Origin of the sequence: Saccharothrix sp. BKS2 (assembly GCF_047689505.1) — a bacterium.
GTDB classification, from domain to species: Bacteria; Actinomycetota; Actinomycetes; order Mycobacteriales; family Pseudonocardiaceae; genus Actinosynnema; species Actinosynnema lopnurensis.
This window is the reverse complement of sequence record NZ_JAUQOL010000030.1, coordinates 1-14,452: the sequence shown is the minus strand read 5'-3', so window position 1 is coordinate 14,452 and position 14,452 is coordinate 1. Positions and strand designations below refer to the sequence as shown.

Annotated in this window: 11 protein-coding genes; 10 read left to right on the top strand and 1 reads right to left on the bottom strand. The window is 76.5% G+C overall.

The window, feature by feature from the left end; genetic code table 11:
* The first annotated feature begins 51 nt into the window (after positions 1–51).
* The 9 genes from Q5530_RS37205 (at position 52) to Q5530_RS37165 (ending at position 10,828) form a co-directional block, all read left to right on the top strand.
* On the top strand, positions 52–1,257 hold the full coding sequence (locus tag Q5530_RS37205; protein ID WP_415367631.1) for a cytochrome P450: 1,206 nt from the start codon (positions 52–54) through the stop codon (positions 1,255–1,257).
* Positions 1,251–1,919: a TetR/AcrR family transcriptional regulator gene (locus Q5530_RS37200; protein WP_415367630.1), complete on the top strand. Its 669-nt coding sequence runs from the start codon at positions 1,251–1,253 to the stop codon at positions 1,917–1,919. The genes Q5530_RS37205 and Q5530_RS37200 overlap by 7 nt, the downstream gene beginning before the upstream one ends.
* 123 nt (positions 1,920–2,042) lie before the next feature.
* A complete protein-coding gene (locus tag Q5530_RS37195) occupies positions 2,043–2,717 on the top strand; it encodes a TetR/AcrR family transcriptional regulator (RefSeq protein ID WP_415367629.1) in 675 nt (224 codons plus the stop codon).
* On the top strand, positions 2,717–2,917 hold the full coding sequence (locus Q5530_RS37190) for a ferredoxin (protein ID WP_380638861.1): 201 nt from the start codon (positions 2,717–2,719) through the stop codon (positions 2,915–2,917). The genes Q5530_RS37195 and Q5530_RS37190 overlap by 1 nt, the downstream gene beginning before the upstream one ends.
* Positions 2,914–4,275 (top strand): NAD(P)/FAD-dependent oxidoreductase, encoded by a 1,362-nt coding sequence (locus Q5530_RS37185; protein ID WP_415367628.1) that lies wholly within the window; start codon positions 2,914–2,916, stop codon positions 4,273–4,275. The genes Q5530_RS37190 and Q5530_RS37185 overlap by 4 nt, the downstream gene beginning before the upstream one ends.
* The gene (locus Q5530_RS37180) at positions 4,272–5,501 is read left to right on the top strand and encodes a cytochrome P450 (protein WP_415367627.1); all 1,230 of its coding nucleotides are present in this window, start codon (positions 4,272–4,274) and stop codon (positions 5,499–5,501) included. Before Q5530_RS37185 ends, Q5530_RS37180 begins: the two co-directional genes overlap by 4 nt.
* Before the next feature lie 176 nt (positions 5,502–5,677).
* Positions 5,678–8,995: a serine hydrolase gene (locus Q5530_RS37175; protein ID WP_415367626.1), complete on the top strand. Its 3,318-nt coding sequence runs from the start codon at positions 5,678–5,680 to the stop codon at positions 8,993–8,995.
* 40 nt (positions 8,996–9,035) lie between these two features.
* On the top strand, positions 9,036–10,133 hold the full coding sequence (locus Q5530_RS37170; RefSeq protein WP_415367659.1) for a M20/M25/M40 family metallo-hydrolase: 1,098 nt from the start codon (positions 9,036–9,038) through the stop codon (positions 10,131–10,133).
* 38 nt (positions 10,134–10,171) lie between these two features.
* Positions 10,172–10,828: an HAD family hydrolase gene (locus Q5530_RS37165; RefSeq protein ID WP_415367625.1), complete on the top strand. Its 657-nt coding sequence runs from the start codon at positions 10,172–10,174 to the stop codon at positions 10,826–10,828.
* A 10-nt stretch (positions 10,829–10,838) separates the two neighbouring features.
* Here the strand turns inward: Q5530_RS37165 and Q5530_RS37160 are convergent, their stop codons facing one another.
* Positions 10,839–11,423: a nitroreductase family protein gene (locus Q5530_RS37160; protein WP_415367623.1), complete on the bottom strand. Its 585-nt coding sequence runs from the start codon at positions 11,421–11,423 to the stop codon at positions 10,839–10,841.
* 151 nt (positions 11,424–11,574) lie between these two features.
* Between Q5530_RS37160 and Q5530_RS37155 the strand changes: the two genes are divergently transcribed.
* Positions 11,575–14,367 carry a BTAD domain-containing putative transcriptional regulator gene (locus tag Q5530_RS37155; protein WP_415367622.1) on the top strand — a complete coding sequence of 931 codons (2,793 nt, stop codon included), beginning with the start codon at positions 11,575–11,577 and terminating at the stop codon, positions 14,365–14,367.
* Positions 14,368–14,452: the final 85 nt, after the last annotated feature.

The window sequence follows — 14,452 nt, the reverse complement described above, 5'->3', positions numbered from 1 at the left end:
CGGCCTCGCTTCACTGTGGGCACCGAACGTCGATCAACGAGGAGGCGTCCCGTGGCGCACGAGGTGGGCGAGTCGCTGCCGAACTACCCGATCCCCAACCCGACGGCGCTGGAGCCGCCCGCCGAGTGGGCCGAGCTGCGGCGGGGGTGCCCGGTCGCGCCCGTGCGCCTGCCCAGCGGCGACCGGGCCGTGGTGCTCACCCGCTACGCCGACGTGAGGCAGGTGCTGTCCGACCCGCGCTTCACCCGGCAGCTCAACGCGCCCGACGCGGCCCGGATCTCCGACAGCGAGTCCGGCGGCGTGTTCAACAACGAGATGGCCGTGGTGCTCCCGGACTCCGGGACCGCGCACCAGCGGTGGCGGCAGCAGGTCGGCCGCTGGTTCACGGTCAAGCGCCTCAACGCCCTGCGGCCCGCGATCGAGGCCATGGCGGACCGGCTGGTCGACGAGATGGCGGCGGGGGAGCAGCCCGCGGACCTCAAGGCGGCGCTGGGCTTCCCGCTGCCGGTGTGGGTGATCTGCGACCTGCTCGGCGTGCCGGACACCGACCGGGACCGGTTCGCCCACTGGTCGGACACCCTGCTCAACCTGACCCGCTACACCGAGGCCGAGATCGGCGCGGCCCAGGCGGAGTTCGTGGCCTACCTGGGCGAGCACGTCGCGGCCAAGCGCGCCGAGCCGAGGGACGACCTGCTCAGCGCGCTGATCGCGGGTGGCGAGCTGTCGGACGCGCAGCTCGTCGCCACGGGTCAGGCGCTGCTCGTCGCCGGGCACGAGACCACCGCGAACATGATCGGCAAGATGGTCGGGATGCTGCTGGCCGACCGCACCCGGTGGGAACGCCTGGTCGCGGACCCGTCGCTGGTGCGCCCCGCGGTGGAGGAGGTGCTGCGCTTCGACGCCAACCCGGGCCTGGGGATGCCGCGCTACATCCCGGAGGACACCGAGGTCGCGGGCGAGACCGTGCCGGCCGGCACCACCGTCATGTGCAGCATGGGCGCGGCCAACCGCGACGAGACCGCGTTCGAGCGGGCGTCCGAGATGGACCTCGCGCGCCGCCCCAACCCGCACCTGGCGTTCGGCGCGGGCTCGCACTCGTGCCTGGGGCAGGCGCTGGCGCGCACCGAGCTCCAGGTGGTGCTGGAGGTGTTGGTGCGCAGGCTCCCCGGGCTGGAGCTGGCGATCGCGCCGGAGGAGCTCCGCCGGGTCGAGGGGCTGGTGGTCGGGGGGCTGCGCGACGTGCCGGTACGGTGGTGACCGTGGTGACCGACGTCGGCAGGACCCCGCGCGCGGACCAGGTCGGCGCCACCCGCCTGCACATCCTGGCCACGGCGGAGCGGCTGTTCGCCGAGCAGGGGCTCTACGCGGTCTCGAACCGCCAGATCAGCGCGGCCGCGGGCCAGGGGAACAACGCCGCCGTCGGTTACCACTTCGGCACCAAGGCCGACCTGGTGCGGGCGATCGTGCGCCGGCACGTGGAGCGGATCGAACCGCTGCGGCGGGAGCTGGTGACCGCCGCCGAGGGGTCGGCGGACGTGCGGGACTGGGTCGACTGCCTGGTGCGGCCCTTCACCACCCACCTGGCCTCGCTGGGCGACCCCACGTGGTTCGCCCGGTTCGGCGCGCAGGCCATGACCGATCCGGCGTTCCGGGCGATCATGGTCGACGAGGCGCTGGCGACGTCCTCGCTGCGGGACGTGCTGGACGGGTTGGACCGGTGCCTGCCCGACCTCCCGGCCGACGTGCGGGCGGAGCGCGGGGACATGATCCGGGACCTCGTGGTGCACGTGTGCGCGGAGCGGGAACGCGCCGTCGCGGAGAACGCGGTCGTGGTGCGGTCCACGTGGGACGAGGCGGCTGGCGGGCTGGTCGACGCGATCACCGGGTTGTTGCTGGCGCCGATCTCGCGCCGCGCCTGAGGGTGGCCGGGCCGGGGTGGTCGTGTCCCTGCCCGACCCGCGACATACCGTCACGGACCGGTTACCAGCGGTTTTAAGTCAGTCGCTTGACTGAACTGCTCGGGCTTGCTTGGCTGGGTGGTGATGAGCGGCAGGGCAGCGGGGGCCGAGCGGTCCTCCGAGACGCGGGAGCTGATCCTGGCGACGGCCGAGAGGCTGTTCGCCGAACGCGGCGTCCACGCCGTGTCCAACCGGCAGGTCGGTGAGGAAGCGGGCCAGGGCAACAACTTCGCGGTGGGCCACCACTTCGGCTCCCGGGCCGAGCTGGTGCGCGCGGTGGTGCGCCGCCACGCCGGGCCGGTGGAGCGGGCGCGGGTGCGGATGCTGGCCCAGGTCGGGGGCGGCGCCCGGGTGTGGGACTGGGTGGCGTGCCTGGTGCGCCCGTTCACCGAGCACCTGGCGGCGCTGGGCAGCCCCTCCTGGTACGCCCGGTTCGGCGCCCGGGTGATGACCGACCCGGCGCTGCGGCGGGTCGTGGTCGAGGACGCGTTGGGCGCCGAATCGGTGCGGCGCGTCCTCGACGGGCTCAACCGGTGCCTGCCCGCCCTGCCGCTGCCGGTCTACCTGGAGCGCAGCGCCATGACCCGCCACCTGGTGACGCACACCTGCGCGGAACGGGAGCGGGCGCTGGCCGCGGGGGTCCCGACGGCGCGGGCGTCCTGGGACGACGCGGCCACCGGCCTGGTCTCGGCGGTGGCCGGCCTGTGGCTGGCGCCGGTCACCGCGACCGGCGAGCGAACGAGTGAGGAGCACGGGTGATGAAGGTTTTCGTGGACGAGGAGAAGTGCTGCGGCGCGGGTTCGTGCGTGCTGGCCGCGCCGGACGTGTTCGACCAGCGCGACGAGGACGGCGTGGTGGTGCTGCTCGACCCCGAACCGGCCGAGCACCTGCACACCGCGGTGCGCGAGGCCGCCGACGTGTGCCCGGCGGCGGCGATCACGCTCGGCGAGCGGGCGTGACGACGCCGGACCAGGTGCTGGTCGTCGGGGCCTCGGCCGCCGGCCTGGCCACGGCGGAGGCGTTGCGCCGCAAGGGTTACACGGGCGGGCTGACCCTGCTCGGCGACGAGCCGCACCCGCCCTACGACCGGCCGCCGCTGTCCAAGCAGGTCCTCGCCGGCGCGTGGGGGCCCGAGCGGGCCCGGCTGCGCGGTGACGAGGTGCTGGAGGCGCTGGGCGCGCGGCTCGTGCTGGGCGACCGGGCCGTGGCCCTGGACCTCGACGCCCGCGCGGTGACCACCGCCGGCGGGCTCGTCCTGCGGGCCGACGCGATCGTGGTGGCGACCGGTGTGAGACCCCGGACGCTGCCCGGCCGGGCTGGTCCTGGCCAGGACCAGCCGGGCCAGGGCTGGCCGGGCCAGGACCAGCCGGGCCAGGGCTGGCCGGGCCAGGACCAGCCGGGCCAGGGCTGGCCGGGCCAAGATCAGCCCGGCCAAGATCAGCCGGGCCGGAACCAGTCCGGCCGAGGAGCCCTGGCCGGCGTGCACGTGCTGCGCACCCTCGACGACGCCCTGGCCCTGCGTTCCGACCTGCTGCGTTCCCACCCGCTCCGCCCCGCCCCGCCGGGCGGGACGCGGCTCGTGGTCGTCGGCGACGGCGTGCTCGGCGCCGAGGTGGCCGCGACCGCGCGCGTCCTCGGCCTGGACGTCACCCTGGCCGGCCCCCAGGCCGCACCCCTGGCCGCCCAGCTCGGCCCCCTCGTCGCGGGCCTGCTCGCGGACCTGCACGCCGAACGCGGCGTGCGGCTGCGGCTCGGTTCCGCCGTGCTCGGCCTGGACTCGCGCGACAACCGGGTGACCGGCGTGCGGCTGGCGGGCGGCGAGGTGCTGCCCGCCGACGTCGTGCTGGTGGCGCTCGGCGCGGTCCCCAACACCGAGTGGCTGGCGGGCAGCGGGTTGACCCTGGACAACGGCGTGGTGTGCGACGCCCGGTGCCGCGCCGCCGACGGGGTCTACGCCGTCGGCGACGTCGCGCGCTGGCGCCACGAGCGGCTGGACGTGCTGCTGCGGCTGGAGAACCGCACCAACGCCACCGAGCAGGCCGCCGTCGTGGCCGACAACGTGCTGGGCGCGGACCGCGCGTACGCGCCCGTGCCCTACTTCTGGACCGACCAGTTCGACGCCAGGCTGCACGTCCACGGCGTGCCGACCGACGAGGCCGAGGTGCTGGCGGGCGACCCGGCCGCGCGCCGCTTCGTCGTCGCCCACCGCCGCGGCGGCGAGACCGTCGGCGTCCTCGGCTGGAACATGCCCAAGCAGGCCCGCCACCACCGCCAAGAGCTCCTGGAGCCCCGGCTCCTGACCGGAGGAACGCGATGACCGGCACCACCGAGACCCCCGGGCACGACATCTCCGGGCACGACATCCCCGACTACCCGATGCCCCGGGCGGAGGGCTGCCCGTTCGACCCGCCACCGCCGCTGCGCGACCTCCAGGCGGCCACGCCGCTGACGCGGGTCCGGCTCTGGGACGGCAGCACCCCGTGGCTGGTCACCCGCTACGCCGACCAGCGCGCCGTGCTCACCGACCGGCGGGTCAGCGCGGACATGACGCACCCCGACTACCCCGGCCAGGCCGAGCGCAACGGCGGGACGCTGAGCTTCATCGGCATGGACGACCCCGAGCACGCCCGGCTGCGGCGCATGGTCGGCGCGGCGTTCGCGGTGAAGAAGGTCGAGGCCCTGCGGCCGATGGTGCGGCGGATCGTCGACGAGGCGGTGGAGGGCCTGCTGGCCGGGCCGAAGCCGGTCGACCTGGTGGAGGCGTTCGCGCTGCCGGTCCCGTCGCTGGTGATCTGCGAACTGCTCGACGTGCCCTACGCCGACCACGAGTTCTTCCAGCGCAACAGCAGCACCCTCATCAACCGCGGCTCCACGCCGGCCCAGCGCGGCGAGGCGATGGGCAGCCTCGGGGAGTACCTGGGTCGCCTGGTCGTGGCGAAGCTCGACCACCCGGGTGACGACCTGCTGTCCCGGCTGGGCGAGAAGATCCGGGCGGGCGAGCTGACCGTCGAGCAGGCCACCCAGATGGGCGTGCTGCTGCTGATCGCCGGGCACGAGACGACCGCCAACATGATCGCGCTGAGCACCCTGGTGCTGCTGCGCCACCCGGACCAGCTCGCGCTGCTGCGCGACTCCGACGACCCGGCGGTGGCCACCCGCGCGGTCGAGGAGCTGTTGCGCTACCTCAACATCACCCACGGCGGTCGCCGGCGCTTCGCCCGGGAGGACATGGAGGTCGCCGGCTGCCCGGTCCGCGCGGGCGAGGGCTTCGTGCTGCCGAACGAGATCGCCAACCGCGACCCCGGGGCGTTCCCCGACCCCGACCGGCTGGACCTCACCCGCGAGGCGCGCCACCACGTCGCCTTCGGGTTCGGCGTGCACCAGTGCCTGGGCCAGCCCCTGGCCAGGCTGGAGCTGGAGGTCGTCTACCGCACCCTGTACCGGCGGCTGCCCGGCCTCCGGTTGGCCGCGGACCTCGCCGAGATCCCCTTCAAGCACGACGGTTTCGTCTACGGGGTGTACGAGCTGCCCGTGACCTGGTGACGCGGGTCCGGGGGGTCGTGCCGGCCCACCGCCCGGCGTCGCCGTCCGACGGACACGACGGGGTGACCCCGAACGAGCATCCCGGAACTCCGGTCAATCCGGCGGTCCCGGCCCTCCCGAGCCGGTAGACAGTGGCGAGCGCCACTCCGCCCACCACCGGACCCCGGGAGCGACCGTTGACCCGACGCGCGCGCATCGACGACCTGACCTCGCTCGCCGTGCCCGAGCAGCCGGCGCTGTCGCCCGACGGCGCCCACGCCGCGTACGTGCTGCGCACCAGCGACGTCGACGCCGACGTGACCACCCGCTGCCTGTGGCGGGTCGGCACCGGGGGCGGTCGGCCCGAGCGGCTCACCCGCGGCCGGTCGGACACCTCGCCCGCCTGGTCGCCGGACGGGCGGCACGTGGCGTTCCTGCGCGCCGAGGACGGCCCCGCCCAGGTCTGGCTGCTCCCGGCGGCCGGTGGCGAGGCCACGCCGCTGACCTCGCTGCCGCTGGGCGCGGGCCCGCCGCAGTGGAGCCCGGACGGCACGCGGCTCGCGTTCAGCGCCCCGGTCGACCGGCACGCGGGGGACGACCGGGCGACCGCGCCCGTGGTGGTCGACCGGCTGGACTCCCAGGTCGACGGCGTGGGCCTGCTGCGCACTGTGCGCCGGCACCTGCACGTGGTCGACGCGGCCTCCGGCGAGTGCCGCCAGGTCACCGACGGCGACTGGCACGCGGGCGCGCCGGCGTGGAGCCCGGACGGCACCCGGCTCGCCTTCGCCGCGGCCACCGCCCCCGACGCCGACCTGGTCGAGCGGACCCCCGCGCACGTCGTGGACGTCCTCGGCACGTCCCCGCCGGAGCAGGTCGGCCCACCCGGCGGCACGGTGCTGCGCGTCGGGTGGACCGCGGACGGGACCGCGCTGCTGGCCGTGGGCACGACCGACGGCCCGGTGGGCTTCGACCGCCTGCTGCGCCTGCCGTCGGCCGGTGGCGCACCCGTCGACCTGGGCGCGGCCCTGGACCGCAACGTCATGCCCGGCAGCCCCAACTACCCCGGCGCGCCGCCCGCGCTGTCCGACGACGGCCGCGCGGTGCTGTTCTGCGTCCGCGACCGCGGCTGCACCCACGTCTGGGCGGTCCCGGTCGACGGCGGCGCGCCGGCCCCGGTCCTCACCGGCGCCGGCCGGTCGGTGTCCGGGATGGCCGTCGCGGGCGGCGTGGTGGTCGTGGTGCTCGGCACGCCGACCTCCTTCGGCGAACTCGTCCGCGTCGACCCGGCCACCGGCGCCGAGGTGGTGCTGACCGACCACGGCGCAGGCGCGCCCGAGCCCCACCCGCGGGAGGAACGCGAGTTCACCGTCTCGGACGGCACCGTCGTGCCGGGCTGGCTGGTGCGCGACCCGTCGTTCACGGGGCCTCGACCGCTGCTGCTGGACATCCACGGCGGCCCGCACAACGCCTGGTGCGGCGCCGCCGACGAGCACCACCTCTACCACCAGGAACTGGTCGCCGAGGGCTGGGTGGTGCTGCTGCTCAACCCGCGCGGCAGCGACGGCTACGGCGAGGAGTTCTGCTTCGCCGCGCTCGGCGCGTGGGGCACCGGCGACGCCCGGGACTTCCTGGAGCCGCTGGACGAGCTGGTCGCCGAGGGGCTGGCCGACCCGGAGCGGCTGGCCGTGGCCGGCTACAGCTACGGCGGTTTCATGACCTGCTACCTGACCAGCCGGGACGACCGGTTCGCCGCCGCCGTCGCCGGTGGCGCGATCAGCGACCTCACCAGCATGGTCGGCGTCTCCGACGGCGGCCACTTCATCGGCACCCACGAGCTGCGCGGGCGGCACTGGGAGCGCGACTACGCCGCGATGTCGCCGCTGGCCCGCGTCGAGCACGTGCGCACCCCCACCCTGCTCCTGCACGGCCTGGACGACCTGCGCTGCCCGGTCGGGCAGGCCCGGCAGTGGCACACCGCGCTGCGCGAGCGCGGCGTGCCGACCCGGCTGGTGCTCTACCCGGGCGGCAGCCACCTGTTCTTCCTCGACGGCACGCCGTCGCACCGCGTCGACCTCAACCGGCGCGTGGCGGACTGGGTGCGGCGGCACGCGGTCGGGTCCCGGCCGAACGGGACCGGCCGGGTCAGACCGCCGCTGGACGCCGCGCACTGGCGGCGCAGGCTGTCCGCGCTGACCCGGCGGCACGGCGTGCCCGGCGCGGTGCTCGGCGTCCTGCGGCTGCGCCCGGACGGCGAGGACGAGCTGGTCCGGGCCGCGTACGGGGTGCTCAACCGGGACACCGGCGTGGAGGCCACCGCCGACTCGGTGTTCCTGATCGGCTCGATCACCAAGGTGTTCACCGCGACGCTCGTGGCGCGGCTGGCCGACGACGGCCTGCTGGACCTCGACGCCCCGGTCACCGACGTGCTGCCCGGCCTGCGGCTGCCCGATCCCGGGGCGCGGATCACCGCGCGGCACCTGCTCACCCACACCAGCGGCCTCGACGGCGACGTGTTCACCGACACCGGCCGCGGCGACGACTGCGTGGCGCGGTACGCGGACCGGCTGTCCGAGGTCGCCCAGCTCCACCCGCCGGGCGCCACCTGGTCCTACTGCAACTCCGGCTTCGTCCTGGCCGGCCGGCTGGTGGAGGAGCTGACCGGCGGCACCTGGGACGCCGCGCTGCGGGACCTGCTGATCACCCCGCTGGGCCTGGCGCGCACCGGCACCCTGCCGGAGGAGGCGCTGCTGCACCGCACCGCCGTGGGCCACTTCGACGTCGACGGGACCGAACGCCTCGCCACCTGGGCCCTGCCCCGCTCGGTGGGCCCGGCCGGGCTGGTCCACTCGACCGCGGCCGACGTGCTGGCCCTCGCCCGCCTGCACCTGACCGGCGGCCTGGCGCCCGACGGCACCCGGCTGCTGAGCGCGGCGGGCGCCGCCGCCATGGCGGCCCACCAGGCGGACCGGCGCGGCGCGGTCGAGCCGGGGTGCTCCGCCGGGCTGGGCTGGTTCCGCGACGAGTGGGACGGGCGCGGTTCCCTCGGCCACAACGGCGCTGCCGCGGGCCAGCGGGCCTTCCTGCGGCTGCTGCCCGACGAGGGGCTGGCGGTGGTCCTGCTGACCAACGGCGACAGCTCCCAGCCCCTCGCGGACGAGCTGTTCCGGGAGGTCTTCGCCGAGTTGGCGGACGTCGCCGTGCCGCGCGGACCGCGCCCGGCGGCCGACCCGGCACGCGTGGACGCCCGGCGGCACGTGGGCGTCTACGAGCGCGCGGGCACGCGCCTGGAGGTGTTCGAGGACGGCGGCCCGAGGCTGCGCGTCACGATGACGGGCCCGATGGCCCACCTGGTGCCCGACCGGGTCCGGGAGTACGGGTTGATCCCCCGGGAGGAAGACGTGTTCCTGGTGTGGGAACCGCGGTCGCGCGACTGGGTCCCGGTGACGTTCTCCGCGCTGCCGGACGGGCGTCGGTGCGCGCACTTCCTGCTGCGCGCCGTCCCGGAGGTGGGCTGAGGTGGACCCCCTGGACCTCGTGGGGCGCCTGCGGTCGGCGTTGCCCGCGGTGCTGGCCGACGTCGAGGAACTGGTGACGTGCGAGTCGCCGTCCGGCGACCTGGCGGCCGTGGCCGCGAGCGCGGACGTCGTCGCCCGGGTCGGCGGGCGACGCCTGGGCGCGGCCCCGGACCGGGTCGTGGTGGCCGGCCGGACGCACCTGCGCTGGCGGTTCGGCGACGGGCCGACGCGCGTGCTGCTGCTGGGCCACCACGACACGGTGTGGCCGCTCGGCTCGCTGGCCACGCACCCGTTCACCACCGCCGGGGGAGTGCTGCGCGGTCCCGGCTGCTTCGACATGAAGGCGGGGCTGGTCCTGGCCCTGCACGCCCTCGCCGCGCTGCCCGACCGCTCCGGCGTGGCGCTGCTGGTCACCGGGGACGAGGAGATCGGGTCGCCGTCCTCGCGCGAGCTGGTCCAGGCCGAGGCGGCGGGCTGCGCGGCCGCCCTGGTGCTGGAGGCGTCCGCGCCGGGCGGCGCGCTCAAGCTGGAGCGCAAGGGCGTGTCGCGCTACGAGGTGCGGGTCCGCGGCCTGGCCGCCCACGCGGGCCTGGAGCCCGAGCGCGGCGTCAACGCGGCAGTCGAGCTGGCGCACCAGGTGCTCGCGGTGTCCGGGCTGGGCGATCCGGGGCGCGGCACCACCGTGACCCCGACCCTGGCGTCCGCCGGCGCGTCCGCGAACACGGTGCCCGCGGCGGGCGCGTTCGCGGTGGACGCCCGCGCTCGCGACACCGCCGAGCAGCAGCGGGTCGACGCGGCGATGCGCGGGCTGCGCCCCGTGCTCGACGGCGCGGAGCTGGAGGTGGTCGGCGGCCCCAACCGCCCGCCGATGCCCGCCTCCTCGTCCGCCGTGCTGTTCGAGCGCGCCCAGGAGGTCGCCGCCTCGCTCGGCCTGCCGCCGTTGGCGGGGGTGGCCGTGGGCGGCGGGTCGGACGGCAACTTCACCGCCGGGGTGGGCACCCCGACCCTCGACGGCCTGGGCGCGGTCGGGGGTGGCGCGCACGCCGACGACGAGCACGTGCTGATCGAGCACCTGGCGCCCCGGGCGGCGCTGGTGTCGGCGCTGGTCGCGGACCTCCTCGCCCGGCCCGCGCCCTGACCCGGCCGCCGGCGGTGGAGGGGTTCGAACGGATGCGGATGCGCCACATCGTGTGGGACTGGAACGGTGCCCTGTTCGACGGCGCCCTGTTCGACGGCGTCCCGTCGGTGGCACCCGCCACCGACGAGGCGTTCGCGCGCGACGGTTGGCCCGATGGGACGACCCCGGCGAGCCTGCTCACCTGGCCGCCCGCCGACCACCACGACCGGCCGGCGGGGTGGACCTCGACCGGGGCCGGGCGGTCCGCTGCGGACCAGCACGTCCGCCCCGACCGGGCGCGGCCCGCCGTCGCGGACGCGGTCGGGGCGCTGACCGCGTGGCGGGACGCCGGCCGCACCCAGTCGCTGCTGTCGTCCCGCCCGCACGCCGACCTGCTCGCGGCCGCCCGGCGCGCCGACATCGCCCGCTTCTTCTCCCACGTGGACGGCCTCCGGACCGTCGAGACCCCGGGCAAGGCGGCCCACCTGCGCGGCCACCTCGCCGCAGTCGGGGTCGACGCGCGGGAGGTGCTCGTCATCGGCGACCGGGTGGACGACCTGCACGCGGCCCGGACCTGCGGCGCGCGGCCGGTGCTGCACCGCCCGGACGAGCGGGTGCCGGTCGGTCGCACCGGGGCGCGGGACCTGGGCGTCCCGGTGGCCCGGACGCTGTCCGAGGCGATCCGCTGGGCCCTGGACCAGCGGCCCGGCGGGTGACCCGGGGCGGCTACCAGCGCCCGAAGCGCACGACCTCGTCGAACGGCCGGCGGGCGCGGGTCCGCGGCGAGGCGCCCTCGGACACGTCGTCCTCGGCCCCGTGCCCGAGCGCGACCGCCCCGATCGGCACGTGGTCCCCGGGCACGCCGAACTCCGCGCGCAGCGGGTCGAAGTCGTCCGCGCCGATGCCGAAGTAGACCGCGCCCAGCCCCTCGTCGACCGCGGTCTGGAGGATCAGCAGCACCGCCATGCCGGTGTCGACGTACCAGAACGGCACCGGCCACCGCTCCTCGGCGCGGTCGGTCCACCCCTTGTCGGGCTGCGCGTACCGGTCGAGGTAGGCGTCCTTCACCGCGAACGGGACCACGACCACCGGCGCGGTCCGGACCGACTCCAGCGTCCAGAGCCGGACCACCTCGTGGAACCGCGCCAGCTCCGCGCCCCGCAGCACCAGGAACGCCTGGCCCTGCGTGAACCCGGCGGACGGGCCGCGCAGCGCGTTGCGCATGATCCGCCGCACGCTCTCGTCGGGCACGGGCTCGTCGGTGAACCGGCGCACCATCCGCCTGCGCCGCACCACGTCCTGGAACTCCACGCGACCACCCCCGCCCCGATCGTAGGCCGGCGGTCCAGGGCCGGGCGGCGACCGCGAGCACGGACACGACCAGCCGGTTCCCGCCCCGGAGCGCGGCCGGGCCTGGTATCCCTGACCCCGCGCGCGGGTGCCCGTCGAGGAGAGGTCGGTCGTGGTGGAGCTGAGGGTGCTGGGACCCGTCGAGGCGTGGGCCGGGGACCGCCGGCTGGACGTGGGGCACGCCCGGCAGCGGTGCGTGCTGGCCGCGCTGCTGGTCGACGTGAACCGGGTGGTGCCGGTCGACCAGCTGGTGGACCGCGTGTGGGGCGCGGAGGTCCCGCTGCGCGGCAAGGGCGGCCTGCACTCCTACGTCTCCCGCCTGCGCACCGCGCTGGCCGACCTGGGTGACGTGGCCATCGTGCACCGCTCGGGCGGCTGGGCGCTGGAGACCGACCCGGACCGAGTGGACCTGCACCGGTTCCGCGGCCTGCTCGCCCGCGCCCGCTCGGCCCCGGACCCGGTCGACGGGCTGGCGGCGGTCGACCGGGCGCTGGACCTGTGGCGGGGCGAGGCGTTCACCGGCCTGGTCACCCCGTGGGCCGTCACCGGGCGCGAGACCCTGGCCGTCGAGCGGTGGACCGCCGAGCTGGAGCGCACCGACCTGGCGCTGAAGCTGGGCCGCCACACCGACCTGCTGCCCGAGCTGGCCGCCCGCACCCGGCAGCACCCGCTGGACGAGCGCCTGGCCGCCCAGTACGTGCTCGCGCTGGCCCGGAGCGGTCGCCAGGCCGCCGCGCTGAGCCACTACGAGCAGGTCCGCGCGCGGCTGGCGGACGAGCTGGGCGCCGATCCCGGCCTGGCGCTGCGGGACCTGCGCCAGCGGCTCCTCGCCGCCGACCCGGCCGTGCTCGCCGGCCGCCCCGCCGCGACCGCCCCCGCCGCCCCCGTGCCGACCGCCGGGGCGCCGAGGCAGCTGCCCGCCCCGCCCCGGTCGTTCATCGGCCGCGCCGACGAGCTGTCCGCGCTGACCACCGCCCTCGACGACGTGCCCGCCGGCGCGGTGGTGATCTCCGCGATCGGCGGCGCGGGCGGCATCGGCAAGACGTGGCTGGCGTTGCACTGGGCGCACCGGCACGCGGACCGGTTCCCGGACGGCCAGCTGTTCGTGGACCTGCGCGGGTTCAGCCCGGACAGCGAGCCGATGCCCGCGTCCGTGGCGGTGCGCGGGTTCCTCGACGCGCTCGGGGTGGACCCCGGCCGCATCCCGACCGACCCGGACGCCCAGTCCGCCCTGCTGCGCAGCACGGTCGTGGACAAGCGCCTCCTGATGGTGCTGGACAACGCCGCCGACACCGGCCAGGTCGTGCCGCTGCTGCCCGGCGGCGACACCTGCACCGTGCTGGTCACCAGCCGCAGCAGGCTGCTGGGCCTGATGACCGCGCACGGCGCCCGCCACCTCAACCTCGACGTGCTGACCGACGAGGAGGCGCGCGTGCTGCTGGCCCGCCGGCTCGGCGCCGCGCGGGTGGCGGCGGAGGCGGGCGCGGTGGACGAGCTGATCGCCTCCTGCCAGGGCTTCCCGCTCGCGCTGGGCGTCATCGCCGCCCGCGCGCACACCCACGCCGACCTGCCCCTGGCCACCTTCGCCGCGGAGCTGCGCGAACTCGGCCTGGACGCGCTGGCCGACAGCGACCCCGCCGCCAGCCTGCCCGCCGTGCTGTCCTGGTCCTACCGGGCGCTGACCGCCGAGCAGCAGCTGGTGCTCGGCCTGCTCGCCACCGCGCCGGGCCCCGACACCGGCCTGCCCGCCGCGGCCGCCCTCACCGGGCTGTCGCCGGTCGCGGTCGGGAAGGTGCTGCGCGGGCTGGAGCAGGCTTCACTGATCAGCCGCGACGCCCGCGGCCGGTACTCGATGCACGACCTCATCCGCGCCTACGCCGCCGACACCGCCCGGGAGCAGCCGCGCGAGGTGCGGACCGCGGCGCTGCGGCGCGTGGTCGACTTCTACCTGCACACCGCCCACGCCGCCGACCTGTGCCTGGACCCGCACCGCGAGGTCGTCCCGCTCGACCCGGCCGCCGCCGCGCCCCTCGCGCCCGCCGACACCGCCGAGGCCCTGGCCTGGCTCGACCTCGAACAGGCCGCCCTGCTCGCCGCCCAGCAGACCGCCGCCGCGCACGGGTGGGACCGGGCGGTGTGGCTCCTGGCCTGGACGCTCACCACCTTCCACAACCGCAGGGGTCACCTGGCCGAGCAGCTCGCGGTCTGCCGGGCCGGGCTGGTCGCGGCCGAGCGGCTCGACGACCCCTCCGCGCGCCTGCGCGTGCACCGCCTCCTCGGCCGCACCCACGCCGCGCTGCGGCAGCACGACGAGGCGGTCGGGCACCTGGACCGGGCGCTCGCGCTGGCCGAGCGGCACGAGCCGACCACGCGGGCGCACATCCACCAGGTGCTGGCCTGGACGTGGTCGCGGCAGGGCGACGAAGCGCGGGCGCTGGAGCACGCCACCCGGTCCCTGGAGTCCTACCGCGACCTCGGCAACCCGGCGTGGGAGGCCAACGCGCTCAACATGGTCGGCTGGTACGCGGCGCAGAACGGCGAGCACGACCGGGCCCGCGAGCACTGCCGGGCGGCGCTGGACCTGCACCGCCGCCACGACAACCCCGAGGGCGAGGCGGACACCCTCGACAGCCTCGCCTACATCGACCACCGGACCGGGCGGCACCGGCAGGCGGTGGCGCACTACCGGCAGGCCCTGGCGCTGTTCCGGGACATCGGCAACACGGTCCAGGTAGGAGACACGTTGGAGCACCTGGGGCACCCGCACGCCGCCCTCGGGCAGCACGAGGAGGCCCGCGCGGCGTGGGAGGAGGCGCTGGAGCTGTTCCGCGCGCAGGAGCGCGACGACGATGCCGACCGGGTTCGGCGGGAGCTCGACGCGCTGGGCGGGCACACGACTGGGTGACGCGCTACCGGGTGATGTGGGACGTGGCAGGGAGATGCGGGCGGCAGGGAGACGCGGGTGCTGAGCGGGGGTGGTGTGGGGCGGG

What these genes read in the sequence shown, in the direction of transcription:
- Q5530_RS37180 (WP_415367627.1), top strand. Translation starts at nt 4,272, where the DNA reads ATGACCGGCACCACCGAGACCCCCGGGCACGACATCTCCGGGCACGAC.
- Q5530_RS37165 (WP_415367625.1), top strand. Translation starts at nt 10,172, where the DNA reads ATGCGCCACATCGTGTGGGACTGGAACGGTGCCCTGTTCGACGGCGCC.
- Q5530_RS37195 (WP_415367629.1), top strand. Translation starts at nt 2,043, where the DNA reads ATGAGCGGCAGGGCAGCGGGGGCCGAGCGGTCCTCCGAGACGCGGGAG.
- Q5530_RS37190 (WP_380638861.1), top strand. Translation starts at nt 2,717, where the DNA reads ATGAAGGTTTTCGTGGACGAGGAGAAGTGCTGCGGCGCGGGTTCGTGC.